We start from the raw sequence: 17,719 nt of genomic DNA, 5'->3' as shown, positions 1-17,719 counted from the left end.
CTTTTCTCAAATATCGCTCAATCACCAGTCCTTTCTCTCAGTACCTCTCAATACTTTTATCATCAAATAATATTTAGAGTCACAAGTAATCTTTGATCATTTTATGCGAAAAAATGAATATCTGTTAATCACTTGAGAAGAATGTTAGGGTTTACAAAAGAGTTATTGCAGAAAAAAGTAAAAAATAAAAGATATAAATATTATTTATAAGTTTTTTGTTGCTAAAGTTCTGAGCGATACAGTATAATAATTATTTCACATAAAAAAAGGAATTGTCAACCTAGACAATTCCGATAGAAACTTAACTATTTTAAAGTTTTTAATAGATATAATAATTATTCAGTAACTTTTCAGCTAAATAATTAAATGAAAAAGACTATTTCATTTGCTATAAAAAGTGCTTTCACCTTTTTGTCTTTGTACAAGCCTTAAAATATATGCAAAAAGGTAGAACTAAGTTGCTTTCATAAAGGTAATAGATTCCTTTGCTTTCATAAAAAATTATTTAGTAATAACAGAGAATCCCTTTCCTATGGTAAAATAAAAAAGTGAATACTAAGATGTAAGATTAACAACATATTTCCAAAAAGGGCAGGTGGTACTCGTAGGTATGGATCTAGAGAGAGAATTTCAACGTACCCTTCACGATTTTAATGAACTAATGATGCAGAACATGTCCAAAATGAGTCAAAAAACATCGCTTACGCATACGCAGTTTCTGCTAATTTATCACATTAGTCACCGAGGGCTTGCTTTGCAAAAAGATATGCGCAAACTTTTTCATCTGACGCAGGGCGCATTATCTACAGCACTGAAAGATTTAGAACAAAAAGGTTTTATTACAAGAACACAAAGCCCTGTAGACCAGAGAGAGTGGGTTATTGCGCTCTCCACTGAAGGTGAAGATTTACTGAAAAAAGTAAGTCTTTCAGCTTTTTCTCCAATGCAAGAGCCTATGATACAAGAGCCGGAAGAGGCAAAAAAATTTATCGAAGCATTGCAGTGGTTTAACAAGTGCTTCGATAAAGACAAAGATAAGCATAAAGATTCTGAGGCTAAAGGTAGCTCAGGTACTTAGTTTCTGTTTTTAAAAGTCTGACAGCAAGTTTCATCAGTATTATTGGCAGGTGTGGCAGACAATTGATTCAAACTAGCATTAGGTGAAAAGCCACCTTGTTGATCGTTTTGTACAACAATTTGCTTAGCGGAGCACAAGTTACCGTTTTCCCAGTAGGTACAAGTGTTTACAGTACAATTTACATCAGGCATAGTAAAACCTCCTTGAATTGCTTTTGAACTTCAACAATCTTAATTTGCTAAGGTACAAAAGAAAATATGCTATCAAATAAAGAGGGAAGAGCTGGGAAATATCCACAGCCCTTCCCTCTTTATTCTGTTACCCCTAATTATTGCATTCTCCGTCGCCACTACAATGACCAAAACCATGATCACAAGCTAAAGCACCGCAACCTGTGTTTAAGGTGGAGTGAATAGTGAAACCTACTTCATCATCGTTATCTTCATAATCTATCGTTAGACCCTGGAGATAATCTTTCGTAATATCATCAGCTACAAAAGAAATGCCCTCTACATCAAAAACAAGATCAGTCCTTTTCGGATTCCACTCAAAAGCTAGTTCATAAGTAGAATGAGTACGATCGAGAGCATAAATGCGCATATGGGGAGCCTTATTTTCTGCCATAATCTCTTTTAGCTTACCTTGTGCTATCTCGGTTATATTGATCAAAATGACCACCTCCCATCTTGATTGTACCTTTTAGGACAGAAAAATCAAGTAAAAAAGCAAACAAAAAAGAAGAGCTTCCCTACTTTACTTAATAGGGAGGCTCTTCTTCAGTTAAAGTAAAAAAAGTACCATCATCGAGAAAGACGCCTGTTCCTTGTGGTAAGGTGCTCTTTTCTGAGGCCTTAGTAGATGTTGATAAGGAATCGTTAGCAGAATCAGTCATTCCAAAGCACTCCCTTAAGACTATACCAAGATGGAGAAGATACTTGGATTGCTAATTATATTACCCATGAATGCTTTGTAATATGCATATATTTTCTCTTAACCATGGGTGAATGCCGCCAAACCCAGCGCGATAATGAACAGAACCATGAGAGACAGCAATTCCAACTCATGGTAAGATAGTTTTAACTTATTGCATAGGGCTTTCAATCGGCTTCACCTCTCTTCCTAAGGGAGAAATAATGATGTACAATAACTATAGCAATAAAAAATACTGCCTTATCTGGCTCTCCCATCTTCCTATAGGTTATTAGACACAGAAAAGGCAAAGAAAGTTTCACAAGAGGAGGCAGTTTTTGTGACAGAGAAGCTCTGGGGTGGACGTTTTCAGAAGGGAACTGACAAGGTGGTAGAGGATTTTCATTCTTCTATTCGCTTTGATCAACGTCTGTACCGTCAAGATATTAAAGGCTCGATAGCCCATGCTAGAATGTTAGGTAGACAGGATATCATTTCTCTTGATGATGCTAGTGCCATTGTCAAATGTTTAGAAGATATTCTTGCTGACATTGAAGCTGGCATTGTGGAATTTGATGTATCTGCAGAAGATATTCATATGAACCTTGAGAAATTGCTTACAGAGAGAGTTGGAGAAGTAGGCAAAAAACTTCACACAGGACGAAGTCGCAACGACCAAGTCGCTCTCGATATTCGTCTTTATCTTCGTGATGAGATAGAAGAGACTTCGGAACTTCTACGAGACTTGCTCAAGACACTTTTAGAGCGAGCTGAGGAAAACTTAGAAACAATAATGCCTGGTTACACGCACTTGCAAAAAGCTCAACCAATAACGCTGGCCCACCACTTAATGGCATACGTGCAGATGTTTGAGCGTGATCTTAGCAGACTTCAAGACTGTGCACGCAGAATGAACTTATCACCACTGGGGTCAGGCGCTCTAGCTGGAACTACTTTTCCTTTAGATCGCGAAGGTGTTGCTGAAGAACTTGCTTTTGATGGGATTACGGAAAACAGCTTAGATGCTGTATCAGACCGAGACTTTGCCATTGAATTCTGTAGCTCTGCTTCCTTAATCATGATGCATCTCTCCCGTTTTTGCGAAGAGATTATCCTCTGGAGCAGTCAAGAGTTTTCTTTTATAGAGCTAGACGATGCCTACGCAACAGGCAGTTCTATGATGCCACAGAAGAAAAACCCCGATGTAGCGGAATTGATTCGCGGCAAAACAGGTCGTGTTTATGGATCTTTAATGGCACTATTAACAGTGATGAAATCCTTACCTCTTGCATACAACAAGGACATGCAAGAAGATAAAGAATCGCTTTTTGATGCTATTGATACTGTAAAAGGTTGTCTTACCGTTTTTACTCCCATGATTGCTACTATGACTGTGCGCAAAGAGCAAATGAAAGAAGGCGCCAAAGGTGGCTTTACGAATGCAACGGACGTAGCGGACTATCTTGTGAAAAAAGGACTCTCTTTTCGGGAAGCTCATGAAATAGTAGGCAAAATGGTCTTTTTATGCTTAGAAAAAGGATTGTCTTTAGATGAACTATCTTTAGAAGATTACCAAAAATGTTCACCTATCTTTACAGAAGATATTTTTGATGCCATAGATGTGGTCCGTTGCGTAAATGATCGCCAAGTTCCAGGAGGCCCTGCTGTACAAGCTGTCTTGAGCTCTATCAAAAAAGCTCAAGAGCGACTAGAACGTTAATTATCTAACATCTGAGAAATTTTTCTTGAAAATTAATTAAATTTAGTTATTGAAGCATTTTCATTTCCATGATATTGTAGAAGTGGAGTGTCCCACGAGTTAACAGGGGGTGAGTCAAGAGTGGCCTACGTAATTTCCGATGCTTGCGTTTCCTGTAGTGCTTGTTTGGATTCTTGTCCAGTAGATGCAATTAAAGAAGGAAACCCTTATACCATCGAGGATAGCTGTATCGATTGTGGATCCTGTGAAGATACCTGTCCTGCTGGTGCAATTAGTGCAGGTTAAGCTTTTTTCTCTTTGCTGTACTTAACATTCGTAGTATAATTATCATGAGAAGGCAGGTGAAAAAAAGAATGGCACATACAATTAACAGTTCTTGTACATCCTGTGGACAATGTGTTGACGCATGTTACGTTAATGCGATCGTAGCTGGTAACCCTTACAAAATCACTGACGATTGTGTAGATTGTGGCGTATGCGCAGACGTATGTCCAGCTGGCGCTATCGAAGGCTAGTTCCTGAGAATTTTTAGTAAGTGCACCGACCCTTTGGGTAAGGTGCACTTACTTTTTTTTATTCAAAAAAAATATTTTTACTAGACGAGAGACCTATTTTTGAATAAGATATCAGTAGTGCTTTTTTGGGGGAAGATTCTCGAAAAAAGTGGTTATTTCAGGAAGTATAGAAGTAAATGTAGAAGAGTCTCTTTTAGTAGCTGTGCTCTGTAGAACGGGAAGGACGGTAGAAAATGCTTCAATGGCTTATGCTGGGGTTATTTGTAGCCATTTTATTAGGTAGTGGCTATGTAGCCATGAGAAAAACTAAAACTGTAAATGATTTTTTTCTGGGCAATCGTAACGTAGGTCCGTGGATGTCAGCATTTGCTTTCGGCACGACCTATTTTTCGGCTGTCCTTTTTATTGGTTACGCCGGTAAAGTTGGTTGGGGCTTTGGTCTCTCTGCACTCTGGATTGCTGTAGGGAATGCGCTTATCGGTTCTTTATTGGCTTGGTGGATTTTAGCGAAAAGAACAAGACGCATGACCGTGCGTTTGAATGCTCGTACTATGCCAGAATTCTTGGAAGCTCGCTATGGAAGTAAGAACTTAAAAATGTATAGCGCTATCATCATCTTCGTCTTCCTAGTGCCTTATTCTGCTTCTGTCTACATGGGCTTAAGTTACCTTTTTCAAGAAGTCTTAGGCATGGAATACCTTGTGGCGAACCTTTTGATGGCCGGTTTAACAGCCCTTTTCCTCGTTATGGGAGGTTACCTAGCTGTAGCTATTACAGACTTCATTCAAGGTATAGTTATGCTCTTTGGTGTAGCCATGATGTTGTTCTTCGTCTTTAACCATGAGAAGGTAGGCGGCATATCAGAAGCTATCACTAGGCTTAACGAGATTAACCCCGCTCTAGCGTCGCCTGCTCCTATGACCTTGCCAGCAATTATTGCGCTCATCTCTTTAGTCTTGTTAACATCCCTAGGGACTTGGGGTCTTCCTCAGATGGTGCAGAAATTTTATTCCATCAAAGACGAAGCTTCTATTGGTCGAGCGACCTGGGTCTCTACTGTTTTTTGTATCATAATCGGTGCAGGAGCTTATGGTATTGGTGCTCTTTCACCACTTTTCTTTGAGCAGATTCCTCTTTTAGACGGACGGCCTAATCCTGATTTGATCATTCCTCAGATTTTGACAGAAACCTTACCTCTTTTTGGATTGACAGTAATCCTACTACTAGTACTATCTGCTTCTATGTCTAGCTTAGCTTCACTAGTTCTTGTATCGGCTTCCGCCATTGCTATCGATTTTGTAGGTATTGTTAAACCTCAATGGGGTAAAGAGTATGGCGTTTTCATGATGCGTGCTCTCTGCATTATTTTTGTAGCTTTATCGCTTATTATTGCTATTGCTAAGCCAGCTATTATTTTAGATTTAATGGCTATATCTTGGGGAACAGTAGCCGGTACTTTCCTGGCACCTTACTTATATGGGCTTTTTTGGCGCAAGACGACCAAAGCAGGTGCCTGGGCTGGCGCCTTAACAGGTCTAACTATTTCTGTGGGCTTGTCTTTCATTGCTCCTCTCGTTGGATTTACCGAAGTGGCAGGGATCAAATTAGAGACGCCTCTAGTTGGAACTCTGGCCATGTTGATTTCCTTGGTTGTTGTGCCTGTGGTAAGTATATTTACAGCACCACTTTCAGCAGAAAAAGTAGATCAAGCATTCGGAACAGATGAGCAAGGAAAGTCAAAATATAAACAGCAAGCGATCGGGGAGGAGATGAGCACGTGATATGGAACGCCGAGGCCGAATGTATGGAACGGGAGGCCTTGAAGCGACTACAGCTACAAAGGCTAAAAGAAACGCTCCATCGCGTTTACGACAAAGTGCCTTATTACCGCCAGCGTTTTGATAAGGCGGGAGTACATCCCGAAGATCTCAAAAGCCTAGAAGATATCAAGATTTTTCCTTTTACAACCAAAGATGACTTAAGAGAAAACTATCCATTTGGTCTCTTCGCAGTACCAAAAAAAGATATAGTACGTTTGCATGCTTCTTCAGGAACAACAGGCAAACCTGTTGTTGGAGCATATACCCAAAAAGACCTAGAAAATTGGTCTGAGATGATTGCTCGAATTGTTACTATGGCTGGTGTGACTAGCGAAGATACGGCACAAATTGCTTTTAACTATGGTCTTTTTACTGGTGGCTTTGGCCTCCATTATGGTTTAGAAAAAGCAGGTTGCACCATCGTACCTGCTTCTGCTGGGAATACACAGAAACAACTTATGTTGATGCAAGACTTTGAGACAACTGTCTTGGTATGTACTCCCACTTACGCTTTACATATGGCCGAAGAAGCTAGAGAAATGGGTATTGATCCCACCAAGCTTCCACTGCGTATCGGTCTCTTTGGGTCAGAGCCTTGGTCGGAAGGCATTCGACGACAAATAGAGAAAGACTGGTCTATTCAAGCTACCGACAATTATGGGTTAACTGAACTTATGGGTCCCGGTGTAGCTGGTGAATGTGGCGCACTTGATGGACTACATATCCAAGAAGATCACTTCTTCGTAGAAGTGATTGACCCAGATACGGGAGAAGTAAAAGGTCCTGGTGAAGAAGGAGAACTGGTCTTCACTAGCTTAAGCAAAGAAGCTTTTCCTGTTATTCGTTATAGAACGAAAGATATCAGTATGCTCAATGATTCACCTTGTTCTTGCGGACGTACTAATGTACGGATGAAGCGAGTTACAGGGCGGACTGATGATATGCTAATCATCCGCGGCGTTAATGTCTTTCCTTCTCAAATTGAGAGTGTGCTCATGGAGATCAAAGGTGTGGCACCGCACTATCTCTTGATTGTGGACAGACAGGGTTATCTAGACACACTAGAAGTTCATGTGGAACTAGAAGAAGCTTACTTTCAGGATGCCTATCGTGAGCTAGAAATCTTAACTGCGAACATAAGGCAACAACTGAAAAATGTCTTGTCCGTCAGCGCCAAAGTGCGTCTTGTCGAACCACGATCTCTAGAAAGGACAGTAGGTAAGGCCAAGAGAATCATTGACAAAAGACCCAAGGATTGAGGGAAGCCTTTCGAGGAAAACCTCTGGTACAATCATGTTGGAAAAACTAATTTTGGAGAAGTAGGAAGGGCGGGGACTTGACTTTGAAAGCTTTACTAACAGGAAATGAAGCTATCGCTCGGGGCGCTTATGAGTATGGTATCTCTGTAGCCGCGGCCTATCCAGGAACACCGAGCACTGAAATTCTCGAAAATATTTCTAAGTATCCAGAGATCTATAGTCAATGGTCCCCTAATGAGAAGGTGGCCTTAGAAGTTGGCGTTGGTGCTTCCATTGCTGGCGCTCGTACCCTTGTGGCAATGAAGCACGTAGGGGTGAACGTCGCGGCAGACCCTCTTTTTACAGTGGCTTACAGTGGTGTTCGCGGCGGATTAGTACTAGTATCAGCCGATGATCCTGGTATGCATTCATCACAAAACGAACAAGACAATCGTCATTATGCACCTTTTGCAAAGATTCCTATGTTGGAACCTTCCGATTCTCAAGAAGCAAAAGACATGGTCAAGTTAGCTTTAGAAATATCAGAAACTTTTGACACCCCTGTCTTATTGCGCATCACCACAAGAATTGCTCACTCCCAAAGTCTAGTAGAACTTGGCGAGCCAATGGAGCGAGTAGTAAAGCCTTACGAAAAAGATGCCAAAAAGTATGTTATGATACCAGCTCACGGTCGGACCAGAAGGGTTTTCATTGAAGAACGTGATGCTAAGCTTGCCGCTTTCTCAGAGCAAGTGTCTGTTAACTTTACAGAGATGAATGATCCCTCTTTTGGTCTGATTACCTCTGGTGTTTCTTATCAATATGTAAAAGAAGCTTTCCCAACAGCTTCAATATTAAGGTTGGCAATGACCCATCCTATTCCGAAACAAAAGATTACAGACTTTGCCAGCAAAGTAGATACACTTTTCGTAGTAGAAGAACTAGAGCCTTACTTAGAGACTCAGATTAAAGCGCTGGGCATCAAAGTAATTGGTAAAGAGCTCTTACCTCCTTACGGTGAGCTTTCCGTAGCACTATTACAGAATAAACTGGGTGCTTACCTGAACATATCTGCTCCAGTTGCCGCAACTTCCGAGCAAGAGGCTACTTCTGAAGCAGTAATACCTTTTAGCGCTCCCGTTCGACCACCTGTAATGTGCCCCGGTTGTCCTCACCGCGGTGTTTTCTATGTCATTAAGCAGTTAAAGCTTGTCGTCTCTGGAGATATCGGTTGTTATACCTTAGGAACCATGCCACCGCTTGAAGCCATGGATACTTGTATCTGTATGGGTGCTTCCATCTCAGGAGCTCTCGGTATGGAAAAAGCTAATCCCGAATTAGCAGGTAGACTCGTTGCCGTTATCGGTGACTCTACCTTCATGCATTCCGGTGTAACAGGCTTAATGGATATTGTGTATAACAAGAGTGCCGCTACAGTCATCATCCTAGATAACTCCATTACAGCTATGACAGGACATCAATATCATCCAGGCACAGGAAAGACCTTGATGAACGAAGATGCACCGAAAGTAGACTTTGTTGCTTTAGCTAAGTCTCTAGGAATTCGTAGAGCTGTAGAAGTTGACGCCTTTGATCTAGAAAGAGTCAAAGAAGTCATCAAAGAAGAAGTAGCCGCTCCAGAGCCATCGGTTATCATTACCCGTCAGCCTTGTGCACTTATGCTAAAAGGACCTAGTACACCTGTAGTCTGTACAGACTGCAAAAGCTGTCGCGTCTGCTTACGTCTAGGCTGTCCTGCCCTTTCTTATGATGAAGCAGGCCAGACCGTCGTTGTCAACGGAGCGCTTTGCACAGGTTGTAATGTCTGCATTCAAGTATGTAAATTTGATGCACTGCATAAGGGAGGGGCCTAAGATGTCAGGCGTATTGAATATACTCTTTGTCGGTGTAGGTGGCCAGGGTGCCATCTTAGCTTCCAAGATTTTATCACATGTAGCCTTAAGCAAAGGCTGGGATGTAAAGCTATCGGAAATTCATGGTATGGCCCAACGAGGCGGTTCTGTAGTAACCCAGGTTAGAATGGGTGAAAAAGTATACTCTCCTACTATTGAACAAGGTGAAGTAGACATTTTTGTCGCTTTCGAGCGTTTAGAAGCTTACCGCTGGGCACACATGTTGAGAGAAGATGGTAAAGCTATCGTTAACGATCAGGCTATTGCCCCCCTAACAGTGCTTATTGGTGCGGCTAAATACCCAGAAACGATTCTTGATGACTTGACAAAGTGCATGAAGAACTTAGTTATCGCACCAGCTTTAGACTTAGCGCGAGAAGCTGGCAATGCCAAAGCAACTAACGTTGTCTTGATGGGTCTCTTAGCGGCTACGATGGATATACCCTTGGAAAAGTGGATTGAAGCATTAGAAGCAAAAGTACCAGCTAAGCTCTTAGAAGTTAACAAAAAAGCTTTTATGGCTGGTTATGAATTTGCACAGCAACAAGCTTAATAGAAAGAGCTTAAGAGTTAATAGATAAAAGAATGCGATTGTAGCCTTTAGTGGTTACAGTCGCATTCTTTTTGCCAACCTAAATAAGTAGTCAATAAGTAAAAATCAAATGTATGTATAACCGAGAGCAAGCGAGGTGGTGTTTTTATTGGCTTGGTTTTATCTATTTATAGCTGGCTTATTCGAAATTACTTGGGCTATAGGACTAAAAGTATCAGAAGGCTTTAGTCGTTTGTGGCCTTCAGTGGGAACTATCATAGCTATGATCTTAAGCTTTAACTTTTTAGCGAAAGCTCTTGTCACGTTACCACTGGGTACTGCTTATGCCGTATGGACAGGCATAGGAGCAATTGGTACAGTTATTCTAGGTATTGTACTTTTTGGAGAATCACGGGAGCTATCTCGTCTTTTCTTTATCTTATTAATACTAATCGGAATTATAGGATTAAAAGTCACAACACCAACATCTTAATGGTAGACCATGGAAGGTATGAGGGAGCTCAGTCATTCATAGCTATGAATGAAGCTTACTCTAATAAGGGCAAAGCAATGGCGAAAAAGGGGAGAATTAACCCATGTCCAAAAAAAGAGTACTCTTTCATCTGCGTGACTTGGTCTTAGCTTCCTTTCCAAGTGATTCTCATGGTAGAACTATTCCAATCAAAGAGAAGATACTAAAAATAAAAGCCTTAAAAAGACAACCTTATTTATTAGAAGCTGAAGAATTAGCAATCATAGAAAAGGAAGAAAAAACTACTTCTTCTTCACCTTATCAGCGAGATGCGGCTGTAGCATATGCATATCGACATTGGAACAATCCTAATCGCGCTTATCCTTTTTTTGGTGATCCTGGCGAAGGTGGCGATTGCACTAATTTTATTTCCCAATGTCTCTATGCTGGATCTATGCCTTGGGTAGAAGGACCACTAGAGCGATATACTTGGGCCCAATACTGGTGGTGTAAGCCTGGTGCAACAGATCGAGATGGGGATCGAAGAATAACATTAACCTGGAAGGTAAGTTCAGCTTTTCGTAATCATTGGTCCAAAAGAGCTACCCAATACTCTGTCCATACACCAGAAGAGATGGTTGCTCAATGGTCGCAATGGTGGGAAAGACTGTGGCGAGGCGATGTAATTCAACTTACCTTACCGGATGGCCGTCCTTATCATAGCCTTCTAGTTGTAAAGTATATTGATGAGGACTTTCATTTGGCAGCTCACACCTATGACACCATCGATCGATCCCTTTATGGAACTATTCAATCTTTCCTTGGCACAGGCCGCAAGATTATAGTTTATCGCATATGATCGATAATTCACATAAGCAAGGTAAAGGAAGGGTTTTTCCCCACCTATGACGAAGATAAAGAAGGAAAGTGGACAAGCACCATTTTTTGGATTAGAATGGGTAGGAAATCTCTTTGACTTTCAGGAAACTTGATTTAGTGACGAGGAGGAAAAAGAATTACATGGCTAACTACAAATTTGCTCAAGTGCCCGCACAAGGCGAAGCCATTCAGTTTGAGAATGGAACGTTACAAGTGCCTGACAAGCCAATTATTCCTTTTATTGAAGGTGACGGAACAGGTCCAGACATCTGGAATGCTTCCCAAAAAGTTTTTGACGCCGCTGTTGAGAAAGCTTATGGAGGCCAACGTGCCATCGCCTGGATGGAAGTCTATGCAGGTGAAAAAGCAAAAAATGAATGTGGTGAATGGCTTCCCGAAGAGACAATAGAAGCATTTAAAGAGTTTCGTGTGGGGATTAAAGGACCTCTGACAACACCAGTAGGAGGCGGTTTCCGTTCTCTGAACGTGACTTTGCGACAAGTTCTTGATCTCTATGCTTGTGTACGCCCTGTGCGTTATTTTAATGGTGTACCTAGCCCTGTAAGAGAGCCTGAAAAAGTAGACATGGTCATTTTCCGTGAGAATACGGAAGATGTTTATGCAGGCTTAGAGTGGCAAGCAGGTGCTGAAGATACTGAAAAGGCTGTTGCCTTTTTCCGCAACGAATTAGGTGTAAAAATACTTCGCGATGGTACAGCTCTCGGCTTAAAACCGATGACTGATTTTGGTAGCAAACGTTTAATTCGCAAAGCTATCCAATATGCAATTCAGAATAATCGCAAAAGTGTAACCCTCGTTCACAAAGGTAACATTATGAAGTTTACTGAAGGTGCTTTCAAAGACTGGGGTTATGAACTGGCGAGAGAAGAGTTTGCCGATCAAGTAATCACAGAAGATCAATTGTGGGATACCTACGAAGGTAAAGTGCCTGAAGGTAAGATCGTCCTTAAAGATCGCATAGCTGATAACATGTTCCAACAAGCCTTGTTACGCCCTAATGAATACGACGTTTTAGCTTCTCCTAACTTAAATGGAGACTACCTCTCTGATGCACTAGCGGCACAAGTAGGTGGCTTGGGCATGGCGCCAGGTGGTAATATTTCTGACCAGTATGCTGTCTTTGAAGCAACTCATGGTACGGCACCAAAGTATGCAGGTCTGGACAAAGTTAATCCAAGCTCTGTCATCCTCTCCGGTGTTATGATGTTAGAACACTTAGGATGGCAGGAAGCGGCTGACTTAATCATCGCAGGTATAGAGAAGTCTATTCAGGAAAAAGTAGTCACATACGACCTAGCTCGGAATATTGAAGGTGCAAGTGAAGTAAAAGCTTCAGAATTTGCACAAGCTGTAATCGAGCGTATGTAAATTGAATCGACCATAAGAAAGGGGTTCTAAAGCAATATGGCTCGTAAAAAGATTACCATCATTGGTGCTGGTAATGTCGGTGCAACTTGTGCTCACTGGGCAGCAGCGAAGGAGCTTGGTGACATAGTATTACTAGACGTTGTGGAAGGCGTTCCACAGGGTAAAGGCCTTGACCTGATGGAAGCATCCCCTGTCGAAGGTTTTGATTGCTACATCAAAGGTACTAATGACTATGCCGATACAGCTAACTCCGATGTGATAATTATCACTGCAGGAATTGCACGCAAACCTGGCATGAGCCGCGACGACTTGGTGGCAACAAATAGCAAGATCATGGCAGACTGCGCAACCAAAGCGGCACAAGCGTCACCGGAAGCTCATATCATTGTCGTCTCCAACCCCCTTGATGCAATGACTTATGTGGCTTATAAATGCTCTGGATTCCCAGCTCATCGTGTATACGGTATGTCTGGTATCTTAGACTCTGCTCGATTTAAGACTTTCATAGCTATGGAAATGGGATGTTCCGTAGAAGATGTAACGACTTTTGTGCTAGGTGGACATGGCGATGACATGGTACCGCTAGTAAGCTATACCTTCGTTGGTGGTATTCCCATTCGTCAACTTCTTCCTGAAGACAGAATCCAAGCTATGGTTGACCGCGCCAGAAAAGGCGGTGCAGAAATCGTTAACTACCTAAAAACTGGCTCTGCTTACTACGCACCAGCGGCCTCAACAGTACAAATGGCAGAAGCTGTTCTTAAAGATAAAAAGCGCATTCTACCCGTGGCGGCTTACTTACAAGGTGAGTATGGTAACGAAGGTCTTTACACCAGCGTACCTGTTATGTTAGGCGCTAATGGTGTTGAAAAGATTTTTGAGATTGAGTTGACTAATGAGGAGAAAGAACTCTTAGCTAAATCAGTTGACTCTGTCAAGAATGTAATGGCTATTACAGGTTACTAATACAAGTTATAGCAATACAAGAAGACGTAAAAAAAGTGGATCCTTTGCGAAGGAGTCCACTTTTTTTACGTCTTAAAATAATACCCCTATGTAAAAGCGATTTTAAAAAAGAAAAATACTTAATGAATAGTTAGACAAACCTATAAAGAAAAAGCTACTAAGACAAAGCAAGCTCACAATAGGTACAATTATCACTCTGACTTTTCAAAACGGTAATTTCGGTAGGTGAAAAGACACTTTCATAGAGACCAGCAATTACAGCACGATGAAGTCTACAAGTTAGAGAAGATTGCTCAATAGCTACTTCCCGAAAAGGACAATTAGTCATTCTAATCATCTTACCCTTATCTTGCTTAGTAATAGTAAGACCTACACCTTGTCCTGCTAAGATTTGAACGAGCAGATCGTCCTTCGCAGAATCATCGGGTGAAATAGATGATATATTACTGTAATTGTTTAGAGCCTTTTGACTTAAAGTTTGGCCATAACGATAGCCAACTTTTTCTACTACTTCAGGTGCATCACTGAAAGAAAGGAGACTTTCTAATAAGAGTCGAGAAAGAAGCTCATATCTACGAGGAGGAAAGGTTAATGATAAAGCTTTAGTGCAGAGGCTATAAACTCTACCAGGACGACCTGGTGTAGCTTGATGATCCCAGTTAGAATCAAGTAGGCCAATCTCCTCTAATTTAGAAAGGTGAAGACGAGCTACGTTAGGATGAATAGAAAACTCTTTGGCAATCTCTTTAACATTACAACTTTGGTTGCGGTGATTGACAATAAATTGATAAATTGAAAAACGAGTCCGATCAGCAAAAACAGCACTTACTTTCTGGGCGTCTTCAAACACCCGAATCACCTCTATTCTCAAATGTTAAGCAACATGGGGACAGCAAAATGCAACAATAATATATTTACCATAACCATTATAAAGTAGAAGATTATATGGGAAAAGCAATATCATATTATTCGGAGTGAAAAACATTTTTGAGACCTAAGCACTACATACTTTCCATACAAAACCAGTGTTTTTTGCTGATTTATATTTTATAATTATTTGTGCCAAGTTATTGCAAGTAACATAGAAGCAAATTAAAGGGGTGTACTTTGGTGGCTTTTGATGAAAAAGGATTCTATAATATAAAAGCAGTAGAGAATATGACAGGCATTGCCGCAGGAACCCTTCGTGTATGGGAACAGCGTTACAGGGTAATCAGGCCAGAAAGAAATAGAGCAGGTTACCGCGTATATTCACAAGAAGATGTGCAAACGATTCAATGGTTAGCACAACAAGTAAAAAACGGTGTAACTATAGGGCAGGCTGTAAAGATGTTACATCAGCGAGATAGTCTTTTACCGATTAGTCCTATTCTCGACACCGGAAAAGATATAATAGTAGATATCAAAGAAAGAATTATTAAATCCCTTAATGAATACGATGAGCAAAGCGCTGGTTTTGCTATGGAAGAAGCATTAAGTTTATTTAGCATGGAAAGAGTGGCCCTTGATATTACCCTACCAATCTTACATGAATTAGGCGAACGCTGGGCTCGTCAAGAAATTACAGTAGCGCAGGAACATTTTGCATCAAACTTCTTTCGCGCTCGTTTAGCAACTATGTTGGGAGCTTTACCTGTTAATAGAGACAGACCTACAGTAATGGCCGCTTGCGTACCTAATGAACAACATGAAATAGGTCTTTTGATTTTTTCAATTTATATGAGACGAAGAGGCTTTAGAGTTATCTATTTAGGCCAGAACCTTCCAGTTGACGACTTGCTAAGCTCCTTCGATGAATTACGCCCTCTTATTGTAGCCCTATCAATAGGAAAACCAGAGTCTTATGAACTCTTATTAGAATTTAGAGAGGCCCTATTAGAGCGAGCTGAAGCAATCGATTTGAACTTGAAGCTAGCTATTGGTGGTCGTGTTATTGACTTTTCTACAGAGAAGCAAACAGAAATTGGAAATGCTTATCCAGGAAGAAGTATTAATAAGTGGGATGAATGGTTACGTAACTTGAATAAGTAGTATGGTGAACAGTGACTAGTAAATAGAAGTACTTTTTGGTTGAACCAAAATGGAAAGGATGGATGGGTTCATTGGAACAAAGAGAAAGAGTAGCTCTTGTAGGAGCTGGTCGGTTAGGTGCTCTAGTGGCCAAGCGATTACCACGAGAAACAGATCTAATTATCATTGATACAGAAGAAGTAGTTGCTCGTGACGTTGCCGCCTTCACTAAGGCTGACTACAGTACAGCCCTCAAAGATATTGAGGGTGCAACAATAGCAATTCTCACTGTACCAGCACCAACTGTAATTCCTCTCTTACAGACCCTACAGTCCCAAGAAATTGGTCGGGACACTCTCTTTCTTAACATGGCCACAACCATTACTGCAGAAAAAATACAAAAAGCAGCTATTGATTTATCTGTGTTAAGCGTAAAAGTGATTGGCCACTTTCGCGAAATGGAACTAGGTGAAAGAGGCTTATTCGTCCTTGATGAAACAGATGCGGAAACTTTCCAGAGAGTATCGAGCTTACTAGAAGAAGTAGCACCTTCTGTACAAGGTTTTTCTGATCAGGTTGCTTTAATCAACAGCATTTCTGCAGAAGAAGGAATACGCACTGCTCTGCGTGTAGAGAAAAGACTTCGACAGGCAGGTGTGCCCGAAGAGTGGATTGGAGTAGCCTTGCGAGTTCCTACCGCAGGAACGATGAAAGCCTATTCGCTTAACGACTTAGGTCCTTTTGCTAGAGACTTAGTGAAAAAGATTGGACCAACAGTACAAGAAGATTAAACAAAGAGAAGAAGCTTATGAAGTATAGCAAAAGAAAGCTAAGATATGAGAAGATAGACGCCTATAAAAAGGTGTCTATCTTTTTTTTACACCTTGTGCTTGACACCGCAAGGAATTAGCATCCAAAAAAGGAATTGTTGCAGGAAATTGAGAATATAAGGAGAATACTAGTTTGGTCAGTAAAAGAGTGTATGCAGTATTTTTCTGGCAAATAGACGTTGCTTAAATCAAAGGGGATTCAAAAAATGTACTAAGTAGATAAGGAGTCAAGACAGAAGTGAAGACAGCAGAAATTCTCATTTTAGGTGCAGGCTATGGCGGCATTATGACGACATTGCACTTGCAAAAATTGCTTTCCATTCAAGAAGGCAGAATTACACTGGTCAACAAGCATCGCTACCATTACCAGACCACCTTGCTTCATGAGAATGCAGCAGGTACGGCCCATCAGGACAATAATCGAGTTAACATTGATGAAGTAATTGATACGAAGAGAGTTAACTTTGTACAAGATGAGGTTTGTGAAATTCAAACCGCAGAGAAGAGAGTCCTTTTAAAAAGTGGAAAAACCTTGCTCTACGACTATCTAGTAGTCGCCCTAGGGTTTGAACCAGCTACTTTTGGCATACCTGGCCTGAAAGAACACTCCTTTAGTATTCGTAGTATTAATGAAGCCCGTAAGATTCGTGAACATATCCAATGTACCTTTGCACGTTATCACCATGAAAAACGTGACGAAATGCTAGCCCTCGTTGTAGGTGGTGCTGGATTCACAGGAATAGAATTTGTTGGTGAACTCGTAGAAAGAGTTCCTGTTTTATGTAAAGAATACGATATCGATCCAAGCAAAGTTCGCATCATCAATATAGAAGCAGGTCAGACGATACTTCCAGGTTTTGCACCTGAGCTTGTAAACTATGCATATAACTATTTGAAGAATCGTGGTGTAGAGTTTTATCTAGGCAGAATGATAAAAACCTGTACACCCGATGGGGTCATAATTGCTCAGGGCGATGATGAAGAAGAAATCAAAGCAGACACAGTTGTCTGGACCGGAGGAGTTCAAGGAAATTCTCTAGTAGGTCAATGCGGTTTTCCAACTGCAAGAGGACGTGTAGAAGTAAGAAAAGACTTACGAGCACCCCATGACGATCATATTTTTGTAATTGGTGATTGTGCTGTCCTATACGATGAACAAACAGGTCGCCCTTATCCGCCGTCAGCGCAAATAACTATACAACAAGCTGAAGGCTGTGCCGAAAACATTAAAGCCTTACTCAAAGGTCAGCCTCTTAAAGAGATAAAGCCTGAATTCAAAGGTACAGTCGCTTCCCTAGGTAGTGAAGAGGCCATCGGTATTGTCTTTGGCAAGATTATAGTAGGGACGAAAGCCGTTATCATGAAAAAAATCATTGACAATCGCTATCTTTACATGCTAGGTGGTTTTAATCTCCTCTTAAAAAAAGGAAAATTCAAATTGTTTTAGC

Annotated in this window: 19 protein-coding genes; 15 read left to right on the top strand and 4 right to left on the bottom strand. The window is 41.0% G+C overall.

The genetic code is table 11. From position 1 onward, the window contains the following. Positions 1 to 610 precede the first annotated feature (610 nt). Positions 611 to 1,078, top strand: coding sequence for a MarR family winged helix-turn-helix transcriptional regulator (locus F9B85_RS13420; protein ID WP_151621738.1), 468 nt, complete (start codon positions 611 to 613; stop codon positions 1,076 to 1,078). Here F9B85_RS13420 and F9B85_RS13415 read toward each other — a convergent pair. The 3 genes from F9B85_RS13415 to F9B85_RS14960 all read right to left on the bottom strand — a co-directional run bounded on the left by F9B85_RS13415 (position 1,075) and on the right by F9B85_RS14960 (position 1,970). Further along, positions 1,075 to 1,269: a DUF1540 domain-containing protein gene (locus tag F9B85_RS13415; protein ID WP_151621737.1), complete on the bottom strand. Its 195-nt coding sequence runs from the start codon at positions 1,267 to 1,269 to the stop codon at positions 1,075 to 1,077. The genes F9B85_RS13420 and F9B85_RS13415 overlap by 4 nt on opposite strands. Before the next feature lie 133 nt (positions 1,270 to 1,402). Continuing rightward, positions 1,403 to 1,747, bottom strand: a complete 345-nt coding sequence (locus tag F9B85_RS13410) for a HesB/IscA family protein (protein WP_151621736.1) — start codon at positions 1,745 to 1,747, stop codon at positions 1,403 to 1,405. Positions 1,748 to 1,835: 88 nt separating this feature from the next. After that, on the bottom strand, positions 1,836 to 1,970 hold the full coding sequence (locus tag F9B85_RS14960) for a hypothetical protein (protein WP_279237795.1): 135 nt from the start codon (positions 1,968 to 1,970) through the stop codon (positions 1,836 to 1,838). Positions 1,971 to 2,327: 357 nt separating this feature from the next. On the opposite strand from F9B85_RS14960, the gene argH reads away from it, so the two are divergent. The 11 genes from argH to mdh all read left to right on the top strand — a co-directional run bounded on the left by argH (position 2,328) and on the right by mdh (position 13,431). Continuing rightward, positions 2,328 to 3,707, top strand: coding sequence for an argininosuccinate lyase (argH, locus tag F9B85_RS13405; RefSeq protein WP_151621735.1), 1,380 nt, complete (start codon positions 2,328 to 2,330; stop codon positions 3,705 to 3,707). A gap of 120 nt (positions 3,708 to 3,827) precedes the next feature. After that, the gene (locus F9B85_RS13400) at positions 3,828 to 3,992 is read left to right on the top strand and encodes a DUF362 domain-containing protein (RefSeq protein WP_151621734.1); all 165 of its coding nucleotides are present in this window, start codon (positions 3,828 to 3,830) and stop codon (positions 3,990 to 3,992) included. A 68-nt stretch (positions 3,993 to 4,060) separates the two neighbouring features. After that, a complete protein-coding gene (locus F9B85_RS13395) occupies positions 4,061 to 4,222 on the top strand; it encodes a 4Fe-4S binding protein (RefSeq protein WP_151621733.1) in 162 nt (53 codons plus the stop codon). Positions 4,223 to 4,455: 233 nt separating this feature from the next. Further along, entirely contained in the window at positions 4,456 to 6,003 is a 1,548-nt protein-coding gene (locus F9B85_RS13390) for a sodium:solute symporter family protein (RefSeq protein ID WP_151621732.1), read from the top strand. Then, positions 6,000 to 7,301, top strand: a complete 1,302-nt coding sequence (locus F9B85_RS13385; RefSeq protein WP_151621731.1) for a phenylacetate--CoA ligase family protein — start codon at positions 6,000 to 6,002, stop codon at positions 7,299 to 7,301. The genes F9B85_RS13390 and F9B85_RS13385 overlap by 4 nt, the downstream gene beginning before the upstream one ends. Before the next feature lie 83 nt (positions 7,302 to 7,384). Beyond that, on the top strand, positions 7,385 to 9,154 hold the full coding sequence (gene iorA / locus F9B85_RS13380; RefSeq protein WP_151621746.1) for an indolepyruvate ferredoxin oxidoreductase subunit alpha: 1,770 nt from the start codon (positions 7,385 to 7,387) through the stop codon (positions 9,152 to 9,154). 1 nt (position 9,155) lies between these two features. Beyond that, a complete protein-coding gene (locus F9B85_RS13375; RefSeq protein ID WP_151621730.1) occupies positions 9,156 to 9,746 on the top strand; it encodes an indolepyruvate oxidoreductase subunit beta in 591 nt (196 codons plus the stop codon). 148 nt (positions 9,747 to 9,894) lie between these two features. Beyond that, positions 9,895 to 10,218, top strand: a complete 324-nt coding sequence (gene sugE, locus F9B85_RS13370; RefSeq protein WP_151621729.1) for a quaternary ammonium compound efflux SMR transporter SugE — start codon at positions 9,895 to 9,897, stop codon at positions 10,216 to 10,218. Between the two features lie 103 nt (positions 10,219 to 10,321). Then, entirely contained in the window at positions 10,322 to 11,056 is a 735-nt protein-coding gene (locus F9B85_RS13365; RefSeq protein ID WP_151621728.1) for an amidase domain-containing protein, read from the top strand. A gap of 161 nt (positions 11,057 to 11,217) precedes the next feature. Further along, positions 11,218 to 12,465, top strand: a complete 1,248-nt coding sequence (gene icd / locus F9B85_RS13360; RefSeq protein ID WP_151621727.1) for an isocitrate dehydrogenase (NADP(+)) — start codon at positions 11,218 to 11,220, stop codon at positions 12,463 to 12,465. A gap of 36 nt (positions 12,466 to 12,501) precedes the next feature. Beyond that, positions 12,502 to 13,431, top strand: coding sequence for a malate dehydrogenase (mdh, locus tag F9B85_RS13355; RefSeq protein WP_151621726.1), 930 nt, complete (start codon positions 12,502 to 12,504; stop codon positions 13,429 to 13,431). A 157-nt stretch (positions 13,432 to 13,588) separates the two neighbouring features. Here mdh and F9B85_RS13350 read toward each other — a convergent pair whose 3' ends face one another. Continuing rightward, positions 13,589 to 14,281 (bottom strand): helix-turn-helix transcriptional regulator, encoded by a 693-nt coding sequence (locus F9B85_RS13350; RefSeq protein WP_170270549.1) that lies wholly within the window; start codon positions 14,279 to 14,281, stop codon positions 13,589 to 13,591. 260 nt (positions 14,282 to 14,541) lie between these two features. Between F9B85_RS13350 and F9B85_RS13345 the strand changes: the two genes are divergently transcribed. The 3 genes from F9B85_RS13345 (at position 14,542) to F9B85_RS13335 (ending at position 17,718) form a co-directional block, all read left to right on the top strand. Next, positions 14,542 to 15,462: a MerR family transcriptional regulator gene (locus F9B85_RS13345; protein ID WP_151621724.1), complete on the top strand. Its 921-nt coding sequence runs from the start codon at positions 14,542 to 14,544 to the stop codon at positions 15,460 to 15,462. Positions 15,463 to 15,533: 71 nt separating this feature from the next. Further along, positions 15,534 to 16,232 carry a hypothetical protein gene (locus tag F9B85_RS13340; RefSeq protein WP_151621723.1) on the top strand — a complete coding sequence of 233 codons (699 nt, stop codon included), beginning with the start codon at positions 15,534 to 15,536 and terminating at the stop codon, positions 16,230 to 16,232. A 277-nt stretch (positions 16,233 to 16,509) separates the two neighbouring features. Beyond that, positions 16,510 to 17,718, top strand: a complete 1,209-nt coding sequence (locus tag F9B85_RS13335) for an NAD(P)/FAD-dependent oxidoreductase (protein WP_151621722.1) — start codon at positions 16,510 to 16,512, stop codon at positions 17,716 to 17,718. Position 17,719: the final 1 nt, after the last annotated feature.

Origin of the sequence: Heliorestis acidaminivorans (genome assembly GCF_008933955.1) — a bacterium.
Taxonomy (GTDB): domain Bacteria; phylum Bacillota; class Desulfitobacteriia; order Heliobacteriales; family Heliobacteriaceae; genus Heliorestis; species Heliorestis acidaminivorans.
This window is presented reverse-complemented; position numbering and strand designations above follow the sequence as displayed.

Coding starts and splice junctions, on each gene's coding strand:
- F9B85_RS13420 (WP_151621738.1), top strand. CDS start 611: ATGGATCTAGAGAGAGAATTTCAACGTACCCTTCACGATTTTAATGAA.
- F9B85_RS13415 (WP_151621737.1), bottom strand. CDS start 1,269: ATGCCTGATGTAAATTGTACTGTAAACACTTGTACCTACTGGGAAAAC.
- F9B85_RS14960 (WP_279237795.1), bottom strand. CDS start 1,970: ATGACTGATTCTGCTAACGATTCCTTATCAACATCTACTAAGGCCTCA.
- F9B85_RS13395 (WP_151621733.1), top strand. CDS start 4,061: ATGGCACATACAATTAACAGTTCTTGTACATCCTGTGGACAATGTGTT.
- F9B85_RS13390 (WP_151621732.1), top strand. CDS start 4,456: ATGCTTCAATGGCTTATGCTGGGGTTATTTGTAGCCATTTTATTAGGT.
- F9B85_RS13375 (WP_151621730.1), top strand. CDS start 9,156: ATGTCAGGCGTATTGAATATACTCTTTGTCGGTGTAGGTGGCCAGGGT.
- F9B85_RS13365 (WP_151621728.1), top strand. CDS start 10,322: ATGTCCAAAAAAAGAGTACTCTTTCATCTGCGTGACTTGGTCTTAGCT.
- icd (WP_151621727.1), top strand. CDS start 11,218: ATGGCTAACTACAAATTTGCTCAAGTGCCCGCACAAGGCGAAGCCATT.
- mdh (WP_151621726.1), top strand. CDS start 12,502: ATGGCTCGTAAAAAGATTACCATCATTGGTGCTGGTAATGTCGGTGCA.